Origin of the sequence: Hymenobacter cavernae, assembly GCF_014641455.1 — a bacterium.
GTDB lineage: Bacteria > Bacteroidota > Bacteroidia > Cytophagales > Hymenobacteraceae > Hymenobacter > Hymenobacter cavernae.
In genome coordinates, this window is record NZ_BMHT01000003.1 from 287,815 (window position 1) to 304,150 (window position 16,336).

At 58.9% G+C, this 16,336-nt stretch carries 15 protein-coding genes; 12 read left to right on the top strand and 3 right to left on the bottom strand.

The window, feature by feature from the left end; genetic code table 11:
* Position 1 precedes the first annotated feature (1 nt).
* From IEX74_RS09490 to IEX74_RS09525, 8 genes are all read left to right on the top strand, one after another.
* Positions 2–676 carry a response regulator transcription factor gene (locus IEX74_RS09490; RefSeq protein ID WP_188813471.1) on the top strand — a complete coding sequence of 225 codons (675 nt, stop codon included), beginning with the start codon at positions 2–4 and terminating at the stop codon, positions 674–676.
* A 118-nt stretch (positions 677–794) separates the two neighbouring features.
* A complete protein-coding gene (locus tag IEX74_RS09495) occupies positions 795–2,174 on the top strand; it encodes a HAMP domain-containing sensor histidine kinase (protein WP_188813473.1) in 1,380 nt (459 codons plus the stop codon).
* Positions 2,175–2,525: 351 nt separating this feature from the next.
* Positions 2,526–2,945 (top strand): nucleoside diphosphate kinase regulator, encoded by a 420-nt coding sequence (gene rnk / locus IEX74_RS09500; RefSeq protein ID WP_188813475.1) that lies wholly within the window; start codon positions 2,526–2,528, stop codon positions 2,943–2,945.
* Between the two features lie 88 nt (positions 2,946–3,033).
* Positions 3,034–3,807: a TerC family protein gene (locus tag IEX74_RS09505; RefSeq protein ID WP_188813478.1), complete on the top strand. Its 774-nt coding sequence runs from the start codon at positions 3,034–3,036 to the stop codon at positions 3,805–3,807.
* 118 nt (positions 3,808–3,925) lie between these two features.
* Positions 3,926–4,288 carry a hypothetical protein gene (locus tag IEX74_RS09510; protein ID WP_188813480.1) on the top strand — a complete coding sequence of 121 codons (363 nt, stop codon included), beginning with the start codon at positions 3,926–3,928 and terminating at the stop codon, positions 4,286–4,288.
* Between the two features lie 141 nt (positions 4,289–4,429).
* On the top strand, positions 4,430–5,878 hold the full coding sequence (locus tag IEX74_RS09515) for an amidohydrolase family protein (RefSeq protein WP_188813482.1): 1,449 nt from the start codon (positions 4,430–4,432) through the stop codon (positions 5,876–5,878).
* Positions 5,879–6,081: 203 nt separating this feature from the next.
* The gene (locus tag IEX74_RS09520; protein WP_188813484.1) at positions 6,082–6,990 is read left to right on the top strand and encodes a CPBP family intramembrane glutamic endopeptidase; all 909 of its coding nucleotides are present in this window, start codon (positions 6,082–6,084) and stop codon (positions 6,988–6,990) included.
* Between the two features lie 349 nt (positions 6,991–7,339).
* The gene (locus IEX74_RS09525) at positions 7,340–8,653 is read left to right on the top strand and encodes a tetratricopeptide repeat protein (protein WP_188813486.1); all 1,314 of its coding nucleotides are present in this window, start codon (positions 7,340–7,342) and stop codon (positions 8,651–8,653) included.
* 81 nt (positions 8,654–8,734) lie between these two features.
* Here IEX74_RS09525 and IEX74_RS09530 read toward each other — a convergent pair whose 3' ends face one another.
* Positions 8,735–9,643 carry an NAD(P)/FAD-dependent oxidoreductase gene (locus IEX74_RS09530; RefSeq protein ID WP_229755179.1) on the bottom strand — a complete coding sequence of 303 codons (909 nt, stop codon included), beginning with the start codon at positions 9,641–9,643 and terminating at the stop codon, positions 8,735–8,737.
* A gap of 70 nt (positions 9,644–9,713) precedes the next feature.
* Complete coding sequence (locus IEX74_RS09535) at positions 9,714–10,268, bottom strand: TetR/AcrR family transcriptional regulator (RefSeq protein WP_188813489.1); 555 nt, start codon at positions 10,266–10,268, stop codon at positions 9,714–9,716.
* A gap of 156 nt (positions 10,269–10,424) precedes the next feature.
* Between IEX74_RS09535 and IEX74_RS09540 the strand changes: the two genes are divergently transcribed.
* Together IEX74_RS09540 and IEX74_RS09545 are read left to right on the top strand one after the other, a co-directional pair.
* Positions 10,425–11,108 carry a GNAT family N-acetyltransferase gene (locus IEX74_RS09540; protein ID WP_188813491.1) on the top strand — a complete coding sequence of 228 codons (684 nt, stop codon included), beginning with the start codon at positions 10,425–10,427 and terminating at the stop codon, positions 11,106–11,108.
* A gap of 43 nt (positions 11,109–11,151) precedes the next feature.
* Complete coding sequence (locus tag IEX74_RS09545; protein WP_188813493.1) at positions 11,152–11,697, top strand: hypothetical protein; 546 nt, start codon at positions 11,152–11,154, stop codon at positions 11,695–11,697.
* 32 nt (positions 11,698–11,729) lie between these two features.
* Here IEX74_RS09545 and IEX74_RS09550 read toward each other — a convergent pair whose 3' ends face one another.
* Positions 11,730–13,715 (bottom strand): OmpA family protein, encoded by a 1,986-nt coding sequence (locus IEX74_RS09550; protein ID WP_188813495.1) that lies wholly within the window; start codon positions 13,713–13,715, stop codon positions 11,730–11,732.
* Positions 13,716–13,917: 202 nt separating this feature from the next.
* Between IEX74_RS09550 and IEX74_RS09555 the strand changes: the two genes are divergently transcribed.
* Positions 13,918–14,367 (top strand): GNAT family N-acetyltransferase, encoded by a 450-nt coding sequence (locus IEX74_RS09555; RefSeq protein WP_188813497.1) that lies wholly within the window; start codon positions 13,918–13,920, stop codon positions 14,365–14,367.
* 173 nt (positions 14,368–14,540) lie between these two features.
* Positions 14,541–16,211 (top strand): OmpA family protein, encoded by a 1,671-nt coding sequence (locus IEX74_RS23430; RefSeq protein ID WP_188813499.1) that lies wholly within the window; start codon positions 14,541–14,543, stop codon positions 16,209–16,211.
* The last annotated feature ends 125 nt before the right edge of the window (positions 16,212–16,336 follow it).

Here is a 16,336-nt window from a genome sequence, read left to right on the forward strand (position 1 = left end):
CATGAAGATTTTACTCGTTGAAGATGATCCGCAGGTAGCGTCCTTTGTGAAGAAAGGGTTTGAGCATGAAGGCTATGAGCTGACGGTCGCCTATGATGGCCGCGCTGGCTGGGGGCTCTACCAGCAGCAGCCCTACGCCATTGTGGTGCTCGACGTGAACCTGCCCTACCTCAACGGCGTGGAGCTGTGCCGGCGCATTCGGCAGGGGCAGCACCGCGTGCCTGTGCTGCTGCTTACGGCCCTGGATAGCCTGGCCGACAAGGAGGCCGGTTTCGAGGCAGGTGCCGACGATTACCTGGTGAAGCCTTTTGCTTTTCGGGAGCTGCTCCTGCGGGTGCGGGCCCTGACCAAGCGCTACGCCGAAACCAGCACCCCGCAGATTCTGCAACTCGCTGATTTGCAATTAAACCTAGGTGCTAAAATCGTAACGCGGGCCGGGCAGCGCATCGACCTTACTACCCGGGAATATTCGCTGCTGGAGCACCTGCTGCTCAACCAAGGCCGCATTGTTTCGCGCGTAGATATTGCCGAGCGCGTGTGGGAGGTGGATTTCGACACCACGACCAACATCATCGACGTGTATATCGGCTACCTGCGGAAGAAAATTGATCGTGATTTTTCTCCCAAGCTCATTCACACGGTGGTCGGGATGGGCTACGTAATGCGCGAAGGCTAGAGAGTAACTGAGTAATTGAGCAACTGCGCTCAAGAAACACTTACTCCGCTACGCAGCTACTTCGTTACTCCGACGAAGCCACCCTTACTCAGTTACTCAACTACTCAGTTATTCTTCCGTGTTGATTCGCAATAAGTTGATGCTTCAGTTTACCTTACTGGTGCTCGGCATTCAGCTCGGCTTTTCATCTTTTATTTATTATTTCAATGCCCGCACGCGGGCGCAGCGCTTCGAGTTCCGGCTGGCCAATAGTGCTACGCTGGCCGGGCGGGTGCTGGTGCGCACGCACAAGTTGGAAGTCGGTATGCTCGGGAGCCTGCACCGACGCGACCTGCTCACGCTGCCGCTGGAGCAAATTAGTATCTACGGGCCCGACAACTCGCTGCGCTACAGCAGTTCCGATAACATTGACCAGGCCACTAACCGGGCGCGACTCGGGCGCCTGACGCCGGGCCAGCTCACAAGCTTTCCGCGGGTAGGGCGGCGCGAAACGGTTGGGTTGGTGTTTTCGGAAGCGCCGAATGCCAACTACCGCATTTTTGTGTCGGCGGAAGACCGGGCGGGCTGGGCGCAGCTGCGGCAGCTAGGTTTGCTGCTGGTGCTAGGCAACGTGGGGGCGCTGGTACTGACGATTCTGGCCGGCTGGTTTTTTGCGCGGGCGGCCTTGCGGCCGGTGGCGCGCATCAGCCGGCAGGCCAGCCGCATTTCGGCCACCAACCTAGGTCGGCGCCTGTCGGAAGGCAACGGACGTGATGAGCTGGCGCAACTGGCGCAGATCTTTAATACCATGCTGGCCGGGCTGGAACAGGCGTTTGAAACCCAGAAAAGCTTTCTGGCGCACGCCTCGCACGAGCTGCGCACCCCGCTCACGACCCTGACCGGTACCCTGGAAACGGCGCTGGAATACGATACTTCCCTGGCCGAAGCCCGGCAGAGCATGAGCCAGAGCCTGGAGGCGGCGCGGCGCCTGACAGCCCTCACCAACGGGTTGCTGAACCTGGCCAAAGTGGATGGCGCTCTGCCCGCTTTCACCCCGGTTCGGCTGGATGAATGCCTGAACCTAGCCTTACAGGCCGTGCGGATGCAGTATCCCGGCCGCGAATGGCGCTTAGCTTTCGGCACGCTGCCCGCCAAAACGGAGGCAGACCTATTTATGCTGAGCGGCAACGCGGAGTTGCTGACTACCGCGCTGCTGAACCTGCTCGACAACGCGGGCAAGTACTCTACCGGCCCGGTGCAAACGGCGCTGGCCTATGCCGACGACCATACCCTGTGCGTGCGCGTGACCGATACCGGGCCGGGGCTCTCCGCCGATGAGCTGCGCCACATCTACGAGCCGTTGTACCGGGCCGCCGGTGCGCTGGCCCGTCCAGGCTATGGCCTAGGGCTGCCGCTTACCCAGCGCATTGTGCAGCGCCACGGCGGCCGCCTGGAAATCGTGGCCGCGCCGGGGCAGGGCACAACGGCCTCGGTGTGGCTGCCCGCCGCGCCTTTGTAGCGGCATTAAGCGCGGGTGCAGTAGGAACGCGCCACGGCGCGTTCTGGTCCGGACCACTTGCCCACAAAAGATGCTAAGCGGCATCGTTCAACGACGAACGCGCTGTGGCGCGTTCCTACCACCGCCCAGAAAAGAAAGTTGTTAGAAAGTAGATAGATGATTAATTATCTGTAAGTTATGCTGTTCTTAATGTTTTTTAATACGCTTCTCATCTCATTCTTATACCGCAGTAGCTTCTTTACAGGACTTCCTACGCACCAGCTTTCGATCGGCGCCTTTTAACCTAGGTTCTGGCGGTAGTTGCGCAGGAAAACAGGAAAAAAGAAATTCTCACCCACCTACTCTCGTCCTATGAAGCCCATCTGGTTAACGAATGCTGATTATGCGCAGCTGCACCTGTTCGTAATGGCCCACCGCGTGCACTTCGGAAATCGTGCGGTAGAAACTCTCAGTCACGAGTTGCAGCGGGCGGAGCTGGTAGCCTCGGTAGACATCCCAGCCGACGTCGTCACGATGAACTCGCGGGTGCGGCTCCGGGAGCTGAAAAGCGGTACTGAGCTGGACGTAACCCTGGTTTACCCGAAAGATGCGGATGTAGGGGCGCGCAAAATCTCGATTCTGGCGCCCGTGGCTACCGCCGTACTCGGTTGCCGCGTGGGCGATGAGGTGTGCTGGCCGGTTCCTCAGGGCACGGTTACGTACCGCGTGGAAGCTATTCTCTACCAGCCCGAGGCCGCCAGTAAAGTGGCCGCCACGTCGGTGAGCGGCTAGCCTGTACTGGCTCCGACCTCAACCTAGGTCGGGCCACAGTTGCTTAAGAGCATTTTTGCTTGCATAACGCTTTCAAACGCCATTTCTCATGTACGATTTTGCTGCTTTCACTGAGCTTGCAACCTGGGTTAGCTTATTGACCCTGACGCTGATGGAAATTGTGCTGGGGATTGACAACATCATCTTTATCTCGATTATGGTCAGCCGACTGCCCAGCGAGCAGCAGGCGCGCGGCCGAACTATCGGGTTGCTGCTGGCCCTGGTGTTTCGGGTGGCGTTGCTACTGAGTATTTCCTGGATTGTGGGGCTGCGCGCGCCGTTGTTTGAGCTGCCGCTGGCTTGGCTGAGCGAACCCCTGGCCGTGAGCGGGCGCGACCTGATTCTGTTGGTGGGCGGCTTGTTTTTGCTCTATAAGAGCACCACTGAAATCCACAACAAGCTGCAAGGCGAGGAAGAGCAGGAAGCCCAGGGCGGCCGCGTGAACTTGTCGCAGGTGGTGCTGCAAATCGTGCTGATCGACCTCGTGTTCAGCTTCGACTCCGTGCTGACGGCCGTGGGCCTGGTCGACAACGTGCTGGTGATGATTGTGGCCGTGTTGGTTTCCATGGGCGTGATGCTGGCTTTCAGTGGCGTTGTGTCGGATTTTGTCAACCGGAACCCAACCATCAAAATTCTGGCCCTGTCTTTCCTGATTCTGATTGGCGTGATGCTGGTGATGGAAGCCGCGCACCAGGAAATTGAGAAAGGCTACCTCTACTTCGCCATGGCCTTCTCGCTGATCGTGGAAATGGTGAATATCCGCATGCGGCGCAAAAGCAAGGCCGGACCCGTGCACTTGCACGAGCCGTATTATAAACCATAATCAAGGCAAAAGCAGTTAAGGCTCAGTTGCCTAGCCTAAAACATAAGTTGTGCCGTTCCAGCCAAGTCACCCGGCTTTGAAAGGGTTTTTACCAACTTCTCTTCCTCTTTCTCTCATCATGAAAAAGCTGTTTTTTTTCCTCGCACTCGGGCTGGTGGCAGCAGGCTCCTGGTCCTTTTACCCCAAAGCGGCAGCTTCAAGCGGCTATCTGATGCTCGTGGGCAGCGGCCGGCCGGGAAAAACCAGATCGGCGGAAATCACGACCATCTATCCGGATGGCAAGCGGCAGGTACAGGAGCTTGAAAACATCTGGGTGGGCAAGGAAGGGCCTACCCCGGAAGGCGCCATCGAGGTGCATCACGCCGAACTGCTGGCTCTGAATCGGCTATACGCCAAAGGCTGGCAACTGGTAAGTATTGCCCAAAGCACCGTGGGCGTGGGGGCATCCACCGAAACCGTCTACATGCTGGAAAAGCGCTGACCTAGGTACAGCGCGCCAACCTAGGTGCGGAAACGTGCAAATCCCGTTGTAAATCCCGTATTTACAACGGGATTTTTTTTGGAGCAGCCTGCCGGTAGTTTGCCTGAAACGCTGCACCCAGCTAGCTTTTACTTTGCACGTATGAAATTTCGTAGTGGCCTTGTAGGCAGTATCCTAGGTCTGCTTACGGCGGGCCTGCTCATGGCGAACGGAGGCAGGGTGGAAGAGGCACCCTATGACTTGGTAATCACCCACGCTAACGTAATTGATGTCGTGGCCGGCAACGTACGCCCCGATCAGGTAGTGGCTGTACGCGGCGACGTTATCAAACTGGTCGAAAAAGCCAGCTCGAAAAAATATGCAGCCAAGCGCTACCTCGATGCCAAAGGCAAATACCTGATGCCCGGCCTGTGGGACATGCACGTACACTTCCGCGGCGGGGACAGTCTGATTCAGGTGAATAAGAACTTGCTGCCGCTATACCTGGCCCACGGCATTACGACGGTGCGCGACGCGGGCGGCGACATGACGCCGGCACTTTTCAGCTGGCGCCGCCAGATGCAGGCCGGCACGCTGGCCGGGCCACGCATTTTCACCTCGGGGCCCAAAATCGACGGTCCGCAGGCGTACTGGCCGGGCTCATTGGAAGTGGAAACGCCCGCCCAGATTGCCAAGGCTCTCGATTCGTTGCAGGCCTTGAAGGTTGATTACGTTAAGATTTACGATAGTAAAATATCGGGCGATGCGTACCTGAATGTCATTGCGGCAGCCGAAAAACGCGGCATGAAAACCACGGGTCACATGCCGTACTCCGTGAAGCTGAGTGAGGCCGTGGAGCGGGGTCTGGATGCCACCGAGCACTTGTATTACGTGTTCAAAGCCTGTTCCAGCAAGGAAGACAGCCTCACCGCTTTGGTTAAGAAAAGCCTGACGACGAGCAAGCCCCTGGGGCTATTTGCCATGCTGCCGGCGGTAGATGCCACCTACAGTCAAGCTGCCGCAAACCGCATTTTCAAGCTGATGGCCACCCGCAAAACGGCCGCCGTACCCACGCTGTTCATCGGCAAAACACTGGCCGAGCTACCCGACACCGACCACTCCCGCGACACAATGCTCGCCTACATCGACCCGAAGATCCGGAGGACCTATACGCGCCGCCTGAGCAGCGCCAAAGGCCAGTCGACGGAAGCCAACCAGTTCCGCAAGAAGCTGGAAACGCGCTTCATGAGCCTCGTGCCGCAGCTGCAAGCGGCGGGCGTAGTGGTGCTGGCCGGCTCCGACAGCGGCGCGTTCAACTCGTTTACGTACCCCGGTGCTTCGCTGGTTGGGGAGGTGGAAATGCTCGTGCAGGCGGGCCTCACGCCGGCGCAGGCATTGCGGGCGGCGACCATAAACGGGGCTAGGTTTATGGGCGTGGAGAGTACGGCGGGCACCATTGCCGTCGGCAAAAACGCCGACTTGCTGCTGCTGGCGCAGAACCCGTTTGCAGACATTCAGAACATCCGGAAAATCAACACGGTAGTTTCCCGCGGCAAAGCCTATTCGCGCCAAGATTTAGCAGCTATGTTGCAGGCCATCAAGCACAAGTAAACGAGCATTGCCTGAACGGGCAAGCTAGGTCTAACGGTAGATCAGCTAGCCTGCTTCAACCAGCGGCTGGTGGGCGGCCTTCTGTTTTAGCCAGGCAGTTTGGCACAAGCCTGCGCACGCAGGCAACCACTGACAACACGAACGCATCTACTAGCCCACCCGCACCTTTTATCAAGGCTCCTTTTCAGCCCCATCAGCACGCAATGCCAGAATCCACAACAAAGCCGCGCTACGCGGTTCTGCTCACATTTTTTTTCCTGACAGGGCTACTCAGCGCCTTCTTTTACTATTTCCTGACGCATGGAATAGCCCCGTCGGCCGGGCGGCTCTACAACTACGGCGTGATGTGGAGCCCCGGAGTGGCGGCGCTGCTGACGGCCAGGTTATTCCGGCGCGACGTGTCGGGCCTGGGCTGGAGCTGGCCCCGCACCCCGATTGTGGCCTGGTGTTATCTCATCCCGCTGTTTTATACACTTGCGGCCTACCTGCTCGTCTGGTTCGGGGGCTGGGGCGGCTTTCCCAACCAGGATTTTGTGGCCCAGGCCTCCGTGGCTCTGGGCTGGGGGAAGCTGCCAGCTTGGCTGTTCGTGCCTTGCCTTTTTCTGTTCAATGCCATTTGGGGCATGATCCCCGGCATGGCCACGGCGCTGGGAGAGGAAATTGGCTGGCGCGGGTTGTTGGTGCCGGAGCTAGCCCGGGGCGCTGGTTACACCCAGGTTTCGCTGATTACGGGCATTATCTGGGCCGTCTGGCATTTTCCGATTCTGCTCTACGGTGACTACAACAACGGGGCGCCCGCCTGGTATGGGCTCAGTTGCTTTACGCTGCTGGTCGTGAGCATTAGCTTTGTGTATACCTGGTTTCGGCTCAAAACTGGTAGCTTGTGGACGGGGGTATTGCTGCACGCCAGTCACAATCTCTTCGTGCAAACCGTTTTTACGCCCCTCACCCGTGACACCGGACCCACCAAGTATTTTATTGATGAATTCGGCATCGCCTTGCCCGTGGTGTGCCTGGTCCTGGCCGTTCTGTTCTGGCGTAAACGCCACGCATTAGTCGTGACTAGTGGAAAGATGCCTGCTGAAGTGGTGCAGGAAAGCAGATTAAGGTAAGAGGATCATTAGGTTCAATGGCCTAAATACTCCCTCAAAACCTAGCCTACGGGCACTGGCTGAGTACGGCGAAACTGGCTGGCCGCATACAGCACTGCGGCTCCGGAAATGGCCGCCCACCCGGTTGCCGAAGGCGTAGAAACAGGTGCCCGCCGCCATGCCCATAAAACGAGAGAAGTTATAGCGTGAGCGGACCTAGGTGCGGGGCCTGACTTGTTGTGGGAAATTTCATGTTTTTTCGCCAGCTTACTGCTCCCTAATCTTTCCCTGAAAACGCCCCAGGATGCTAGCCCTATTCTTTATGCGTCGGCGCTGCCAAAGCACTTTACGCATAGTATGCCTGTGCCTGGTGGCCGCTTTCCCCCGCTTTGGTCAGGCCCAGGCCGTGGTTGAAGAGCTAGGTAAGCTTTACGCAAGCGGACAGCTGGCCGCTGCTATTTCCTTAGGCGAGAAGGAATTGCGCACGCACGGCGAACAGAATGGGGTTAGCATGTTTGTGGGGCGGGCGTACACCGACAAGCAACAGTTTCAGGCGGCCATTCCTTATCTGACACGAAGCCTGACAGCCGCCGGAAGCTCGCCCGACGTGCAGGCTTGGAGTGAGGCCTACCTAGGTACCTGCTACTATGCTTTGCAGGACTACGCGAAAGCCAATCAAGCCTTCGAGCACGTAGTAGCCGCTGCGGCAACCAAAAACGTAACGGCTTACGCCACCCGGCGGCTGGGCATGCTGCGGGCGCAAGAGCTAGCGGCTAGCTGGAGGTTCGTAGAAACGGCGCACTACCGCTTTCACTTGCAGGCTCCCGAGCACCTAGGTTCGGTAGAAGAATTCACCGCGGCGCACGAGCGGGCTTATGAGCGCAGCAACCGCTTCTTTCAGGCCCCGCTGCCCCGCAAAATAGATTACTACGTGTGGGATGAGCGCGCGTTGGCCACCAAAATGCTGGGCCAAAACCTAGGTTTCACCGTGCCGGAGCTCCTCACCACGCATGCGCTGAAGGGGCAGACGAAAGGCCACGAAACGGCGCACGTACTAACCTTCTACGGTCTGCAACCCAGCCCTCAAACGCGCCTTATCAACGAAGGCATTGCTGTGTGCTTCGACCAAACCACCCGCGACCGGATGGAGCTGGCCCGGCAAGCCACCGGCGGCACCGTAGACGTGTGGCAAATGTGGGAGAAGCCCCAAACCTATTCCGACGATCAGCTATACCCCGTCGGCGGTGCGCTGCTGGAATACCTGCTGGCCCACAGCCCCGAGGCCGACGTAAAGCAGCTGCTGCGGGAGCAAACGCCGGAGCTAGGTCGCAAGCTTTTTAGCAAGCAAATAGCTGATTTCGAGAAAGAGCTATCGACACCTGGCCCTGGTCTGGTGGCCGTTTCAGGTTCTTTTCAGAAGAACACACCGAGCCCTGCTGAAGCCGCCGCGCCGGTGAAGCTCGACGCGGCCTTAGTCAACGCGACAGTCGAACGGCAGAATGCGGCCGACAAGTTTTACAAGATTCTGGTGCTGCTGAATGGCGTGCCCATCCCGGCGGCTCAGATGCAGAAGATCAACCCGCAGCAGATTCGGGATGTTAAAGTGCTGAAGACGAAGGCGGAAATAACGCCCTACACGGACGTAGAGCTGAACGGTATCATCCTGATTACAGCGGCCGGCTAAGTACAACTCATCCATCTGGGCTGGCAATGCACAAGGCTTTTGTTGACGTACGGGGTTGTCGTACCGAGTTTACGATGCTTCCTAATCCGTCGCCAGCAGGTCATGGTTGATAAACGCCCCGGCGGCCATGCCACCGGCCACGGCAATACTGACGGCTCGCTGGGGTGCCGTGGCATCGCCGGCGGCGTAGATACCGGGCGTGCTGGTTTTCTGCATGTTATCAACTACAATCCGCCCCACTTCGTTGTGGGCACAACCTAGGGTGCGCGGCAGCGAGCAGTGCTGCTCAAACGCCGGCCGGGCGTAGAAAGCCGTGAGCGGCACCTGGCGGCCGTCGGCCAGCCCGATGTGCGTGAGGTAGCCGTTTTGATGAATAATTTCCTGCACCGGCGTTTCCTCCACGGCAATCTGACGGGCGGCGAGCTGCGCGTGTTGCTCGGGTGAAAACCTAGCTTCTCCGTTGGTGAAGATGGTCACCTGATCGGTCCAGTTGCGAATCAACTGGCTCCATTCCATGGCCGTAGCGCCGCTGGTCAGCATGCCGGTCGGTTGGCCGCGGTACTCGTAGCCGTGGCAGTAGGGGCAGTGAATCACCGAAATCCCCCAACTCTCAGCAAAGCCCGGAATAGCAGGCAGCAAGTCGCGGACGCCAGTAGCAAACAGCAGCTTGCGCGCTTCTACCGTTGCGCCGGTGTCGGTAGTCACGATAAAGTGGTTGTCGGTGCCGGTCACAGCTGCGGCGGCTTCGTGGCGAAATTGTACCGTGGGATAGGCCTGCACCTGTGCTCTGGCCTGCGCTGCGATGGCAGCCGGCGTACTGCCGTCCTGGGTTAAGAAGTTGTGCGAGTGCGGCGTCTGATGATTGCAGGGCTGACCCGTATCCAACACCAGCACCTGCCGAATAGCGCGACCTAGGGTCATAGCGGCCGACAACCCCGCATAGCTTCCGCCCACGATAACTACATCAAACTGCTCTTGCTTTTCCATCATCAGAATGTATTTGTATGTCGCAAACGTAAGCCAAATGTCTCAAAAATGGGACATAAAAGATCAAAAAATATTAGAGCCCAATTCCCTTGCTAAACGAGAACCAGGCGAACTGCTTGAGGCTGTTCTTGGCTACAGCTCCGAAGGAATCGGCATTGATCGTGGCAGCCACAACGCCGCTAAACAACATCATTACCCACTCCGCTGTAATATGAGGACTGATGGCGCCTTGCTGCTGAAGCTTGGCAATAACGGCCCGGTAGCGACTGAACATGGCGTCGTATTCGGCACACTCGGCGTTGTGCGCCGAGTGGCTGTGCTCGGGCCGGGTATGTAGCTTGCTGAAAAACGAGTACTTCGCTCCGCAGTCCACGCCGGCGTAGAGCATACGTTCGAGCTGCGTCAGCGGGTCGTCGGAACTGTCTAAGGCTGCGGTCATAGCTAGGTTGCAGCTGCGCCGCATCTCCTGCTCGCAGCACGTCAAAAGCTCTTCGCGCCCCTTGAAATAGCGGTGCAGCGTCCGCCGGGTGACGGCCGCCTTTTCCGCTACTTTCTCTAGTGGCGCCGAGTAGTCCTCGTTGAACACAAGAATAGCGGCCTCGACGATATGTTGCTGGGTATCTTGCATGCCGTGGATTGCAAAGCTAGGTAAAAAGTCTCAGATGTGAGACGCGCTTAACCTAGACCTATGCCCAAAAGGCCACGACGGGCATCGTGGTTAGGGCACTATAACGGGCTATGCTCTTCCTTCCCGTCGCAATTAGCTACTTCCCCTTCCCTCCTCATGGAACACATCTTAGATAATCCTATCTGGAACGCCTTGCTGACTGGCAACCAACACCTGGCTATCGGCAATGAGCAGGCCCGCTACTTACCAAAGGATATCGGCGCCTTTGCCGGCTTGTCTAACTACTCGGGAAGTGCCTTTGCCAGTCTGTACGAAATATCCCCCTTCGGAGCGCCTGCGGTGCTCTTCACGGCGGGTGCCGTTACTATTCCTGCAAGTTGGAAGATACTAGTGCAGAAGGATTTGTTGCAGATGGTGTACCAGTCGCCGACGGCCCCAGCTCTGGGCCGCACGGAGCTGGTAGCCTTGCACGACCAAGACATACCGGCCATGCGCACGCTTACGGCCCTCACCAATCCCGGTCCATTCCTGGCCCGCACTATTGTATTTGGGAGCTACTACGGCATCTTCCAGGACGGGCAGCTAGTGGCCATGGCCGGGCAGCGGCTGCAACCAACGCCCTACACCGAGATAAGCGCGGTGTGTACCCACCCGGATTACACCGGAAAAGGCTACGCCGCCCAGCTGATGCGGCACCAGATAGGCCTCATTCTCGCCGCCGGACACACCCCGTTTCTGCACGTATTTGCCGATAACGCCAATGCCTGCGCCCTGTACGAAAAGCTAGGTTTTCAGACGCGCAGGCAGTTACAGGTGTACGTGCTCGAAAAACAAGCGTAGTATATAGCCGCCGCCGCTTACGCAAGCTAAATTGCCTGCTCCTATGAAGATCAACAGAAAATTAAACACATTCACCTACAGCGAATACGTTTATCTGCTGGAGCAGTATAAGAAATTTACCAACTTCAATACCCTAGGTTTGTTCAGGTCAATCCTGGAAAATCAAAAGCTGGATTTAGAACAGAAGATCCAAGTCAGAGACTTGGCTACTGCTGCTTTTACTACAACCTTTGATTTCTTACAGCTGAAAGACCCTGACACCTATTTCCTGCTGTGTAACCTAGGTGCTGAGCTTACTGTAGCAGATGAAAGAAAAGCCTGGGATGACATTCGCTTCAATCAGCAACGGATACTCGCAAGCAAGAAGCTAAGGCATCGAAACTTTGGTACTTACTCAAAGCACGAATGCGGCTACGAAACCTGCCATCTCAAAGGCCTGATGCTTCGGCCAGGCTCCCGTTTAAAGTACAGCGAAATGCACTTTTGCTCGGATAGGAGCCGTTACGGCGCTCAGGCTAAATCGGACACGCGCAAGCAGGAGCGAAAAACCAAAAAGCAGCTGATTACTAGGTGCCTGGAAAGTGAGTAGGGTTTTCAAACAGGATAGACTAACAACCTAGGTTACTTCACCCGCACCACCCTGAAATCTACCCGACGGTTGAGCCGGCGCGTTGTTTCCCGCTGGTTGCTGGCCCTAGGCTCAGCGCCGCCCAAGCCGATGTTGGTGACGCGTGCGGCGGCCACGCCATGACTGACGAGATAGGCCTTCACGGCCGCCGACCGGCGCTGGCTGAGCAGCAGGTTTTTGCGCGAGTCGCCGACGTTGTCGGTGTGGCCGCGTAGCTCGATGGCCAGGCCGGGCGTGTTTTTCAGCAGGGTTACCAGCTGGTTGAGAGCGGGCAAGGAGGAGGAAAGCAGCACCGTTTCGCCCTGCTCAAAATGCACGTTTTCAAGCGATAAGGTAGCGCCGACGGTGAGCGGCCGCAGCAGCACGTCCTGCACGTAGGGCCCAAAGCCGGTCGTATATGTGGTATCGGACGACCAGTAGCCGGCGAACTGCACCTGCGCCGTGTAGGCTTGGTTGGACTTCGTCGGGAAGGCAAAGCTGCCGTCCGGGGCGAGCGGCACCGCCGTTGCCGACCCGCCGCCGGCGCGTAGGCGCAACTGCGCGCGCGCCAGCGGCTGAAGCGTGGCGGCATCGAGCACGCGGCCCCGCCAGGTGGCGGTGGCAGGCAGTCGGGGAGGGGCTTCCTGCCGCGTCCGGACGGCAAACAGGCTACAGCCCGCCAGGTCGGTGTAGATGCCGCGCCGCACCTGATAGGCTTGGTGCTTATCCAGATTAACCCGGTACAGGGCTTTAGGACCGGCCAGATAGAGCTGACGGCCGGCTGCGTCCTTTTGCAGCAGCACGTCGCTGTAGCCCCCGCGCTGGGGCAGGCCCTCCAGCTTGAGCATCTCCGGCGCGGGCTGGCGGGTAGCCAGGTCGACTTTCAGCAGGGAGCCATCGGTGCTGTAAACCTGGTAGATGGTGTTCGTGTCATCGAGGCAAAAGTTGGCGTGCGTGCCGGCCCCGGCGAAGGCAATGGAGGAATAATATGGCGCCTGCCGCACCGGGTCAGTTGCCCAAACAACGCTCACGGAGCCATCGGCGGGGCTGACTTTCACCAGCTTGCCCCCGTTGGAGGTGATGAAGTACAAGTCGCCGTGCTCATCGGTGGCGGCCGAAATCCACACACTTTCGCCGCCTTGCGCCGGGAGCCGCCAGGGCGTGTATTCGCCCTGGCGGGTGGCGGGGTTGTAGCGGTACACGTATTCGGGCGCGTTGGTCGGCGATTTGGTCACCGAATACAGGCAGTTATCAAACCCCTTGGCCAAGGCATAGGACTGAAACGGCAGCACCCGGTCGTGAATCTTGGGGCTGGCCGACGGGTTGGAAACCGAAAACTGGTGGATCGAGCGACAGTCGTCCTCCCAGATGCCGTCGTGGACGCGCAGGGCCGCGATGCCGTACATTTTGTCGTCGCAGATCTGCTCGTCGTAGCGGCGGCTGGGCAGGGCGGCGCTGCGGGTAAAGCCAAACGACTCCACCAGCTGCTGACCTAGGTTTTGGTAGCGGCGGTCCTGGCTGAGGGCGGCCCGGTACTCGAGGCGGTAGGCGTAGCCGCCGCGCCACACGCGGCGGCCCACCACGCGGAAGCGCTCGGCACTACCGGGTTTGGGCGTGTAGGTATACTCGTAGTCTAGCTCCTGGTACCGACCTAGGTCGCGCTGCTCCAGGCGGAGTACGTGGGGCTGGGGCAGCGCCCGAATAGCTTGCCATACGGAATCTAACTGCCCGAAAGCAAGTAGGTTGCGGTCCTTCTGATTCTCGGGGAGCGGGCGAACGATCAGCGTGGCTTCGGCTGGCGCGGCGGCCCGGGTCGGGCCTACGTAAAAGGTTGTTTCAGTTTTCTCGGGCGAGTCTTCGCGGCGCTGGAACTGCCAGCCGCGCGGGTAGGTGAGCTTCCAGCCGGCCTTGGCATCGGTGTAGAGTTGTTGCTCCGAGGGCTCCTGCGCGCACAGCCTCAGCCAGCACAGCGTCAGAACCAGCGTCAGCAAAAACTTCATAAGCAGCGAGAGCAATAACGATTGTAAGGCAGCAAAAGGGCAGAAAGATACAAAGCTAGCGGTATTTTAGCCGCGCCTTGCTGTTTGCAAGCCGCGCCCCGCCCGATTGGTTCAGCAAAGCTAGGGATAGAGGGGAAAAGCGCGAAAGCGCAGCCGGTTTGTTGCCGGGCGCTCATCAACTAACCATTGTTCTTCCTCGCTTATGCTGCACCTGACCAGAACCACTTCCGACAGCGCCGACTTTCGCGCCCTGGTGCACCTGCTCGACCAGGACCTGCAAGTGCGCGACGGCGCCGAGCACACTTTTTACGCCCAGTTCAACAAGGTAGATGCCATCCGGCACGTGGTGGTAGCGTACCTAGGGGCTGAGCCGGTGGGCTGCGGGGCCTTTAAGGAGTTCACCCGCGAGCTGGTTGAAATCAAGCGGATGTTTGTGCAGCCCGCGCACCGCGGCCAGGGCATCGCGCCGGCAATCCTGACCGCGCTGGAGCAGTGGGCGCAGACGCTGCACTACCGCGGCTGCGTGCTGGAAACGGGCAAGAAGCAGCCCGAAGCCATTCGCCTTTACCAGAAAAGCGGCTATCACGGCATTCCCAACTATGGCCAGTACGTTGGCGTGGAAAACAGCGTCTGTATGCAAAAGGACTTCTAAGCGCAGACATGGCGGTGATGCTCCCTTGCCGTGGGAGTCTGGCTTTTGATACGCATTGAGCGGGCGCTACTGCTCAAGCACGGCCAGCCACGACTTGGCTCCAACAACTTTATCGGGCGGCCAAAGTATAGGACTTTGTCTTAGTAAAGTACTGTCTTCTTAATTTCCTCTCGATGAGACTATCGCTTACCCTGCTCCGCGCGTTGGCTTTGGGTCTGGGCTTCTGGGCCGCTGCGGCGCCGCAGGGCAACGCGCAAAGTGCCGACAAAAAAACTGCCCTGAGTATCTACGGCAGCACCTTGCAGTACCACGGCGACCTAGGTTCGGAGTGGTTTACGCGCAACAAAGTGGAATACGGTGTGGGCCTCACCCTCGACCGCTACGTGACCCGGGGGCTGGCTATTGGCTTGTCGGCCAGCTACGGCGACATGAAGTTCAACGCCGATCCGCCCAGGAATGAGCTGTATTTTCTGGAGAACAAGACCGTGCGCGGGTTTGATGCCAACGTGGTGAACGTGGGCATCCCGCTCAGGCTGAAGCTGAACAATAGCTGGGCGCTGAAGGAAGATGCCTTTTTTGCGCCCTATCTGGTGGTGCAGCCCGGCGTGTTTTTCGCCAGCACCGACCGGCGTTTCACCGATGAAACCCAAGCGCCCTCCAACGTCGATATCTACGCCTTCGACCTCATGGGCGCAGCCGGTATTAAGCTGCAATTTTCGCCCGGCTTTTCGCTGTTCGTGCAAACCGGTCAGCACTATCCGCTCAGCGACCGGGTGGATGGCGTCGCGGGGAAAGGCACCCTCAACGACCGCTACCTGCAACACACGGCGGGCCTGACCTTCGGGCTGGGCAAAACCAGGGATGCAGACCACGACGGCGTCGCCGACCGCAAAGACAAGTGCCCCGGCACGCCCGCCGGGGTTGCCGTCGACGCGAACGGCTGCCCCCTGGATGGCGACGGCGACGGCGTGCCGGATTACCAGGATAAGTGCCCGACCGAAAAAGGCGTGGTCACGCTGGAAGGCTGCCCCGACCGCGACGGGGACGGTATCCGCGACGGTGACGATAAGTGCCCCGATACGCCCGGCCGCCCCGAGCGGCAGGGCTGCCCCGATACCGATGCCGACGGCGTGATTGACCCCAACGATAAGTGCCCGAACACGCCCGCCGGCACACCCGTCGATGCCAACGGCTGCCCCCGCGACACCGACGGCGACGGCGTGCCTGATAGCAAAGACCGCTGCCCCAACCGGCCCGGTCCGGCCGCAAACCACGGCTGCCCCGAGATTAAAGCGGAAACCAGGAAGGTGCTCAACGAGGCCACCAAGTACATTCAGTTCGAGTTCAACAAGGCCGTGCTGAAACCTAGCTCGTACCCGAAGCTGCAAGAGCTGGTCAGCATCCTGAACGAGTATTCCGACTACAACCTAGGTATCACGGGACACACCGACAACGTGGGCAACGACGCCTATAACCTGCAACTCTCCCGGGACCGCGCCGCCGCGGCCCGCACCTATATGCTCAGCAAAGGCATCGCCGGGAACCGGATTGAGTCGCGCGGCTACGGCGAAACCCGACCCATCCGGTCCAACACCACGCCGCAAGGCCAGACCCTGAACCGCCGCGTCGACTTCGACCTTTACCTGCCCGGCGACGCCAACCCCGCCGAAACCCGGTACGGTCCGGTGCCGATGGCAGCAAGGCCCGCCGCACCCACTAAGAAAGCGCCCGTGCTGCGCAAGGCGCCCATCTGGAAAGGAGCGCCGGTTCGGAAAGGAGCGCCAGCCTGGAAAGTGCCCGTTAAGAAGGCCCCGGTGATTAAGAAAGCGCCGGGGAAGAAGTAGCCGTTTCGGCCGTAAGCACAAAAGGGGAGCCACGCTGGCTTCCCTTTTGTGTTGTGCATTCAACAAAAAAAGAAGGCTAGGTTGCCCTAGCCTTCCTGGAAAATACCTTTTGAATTACGCGGGAG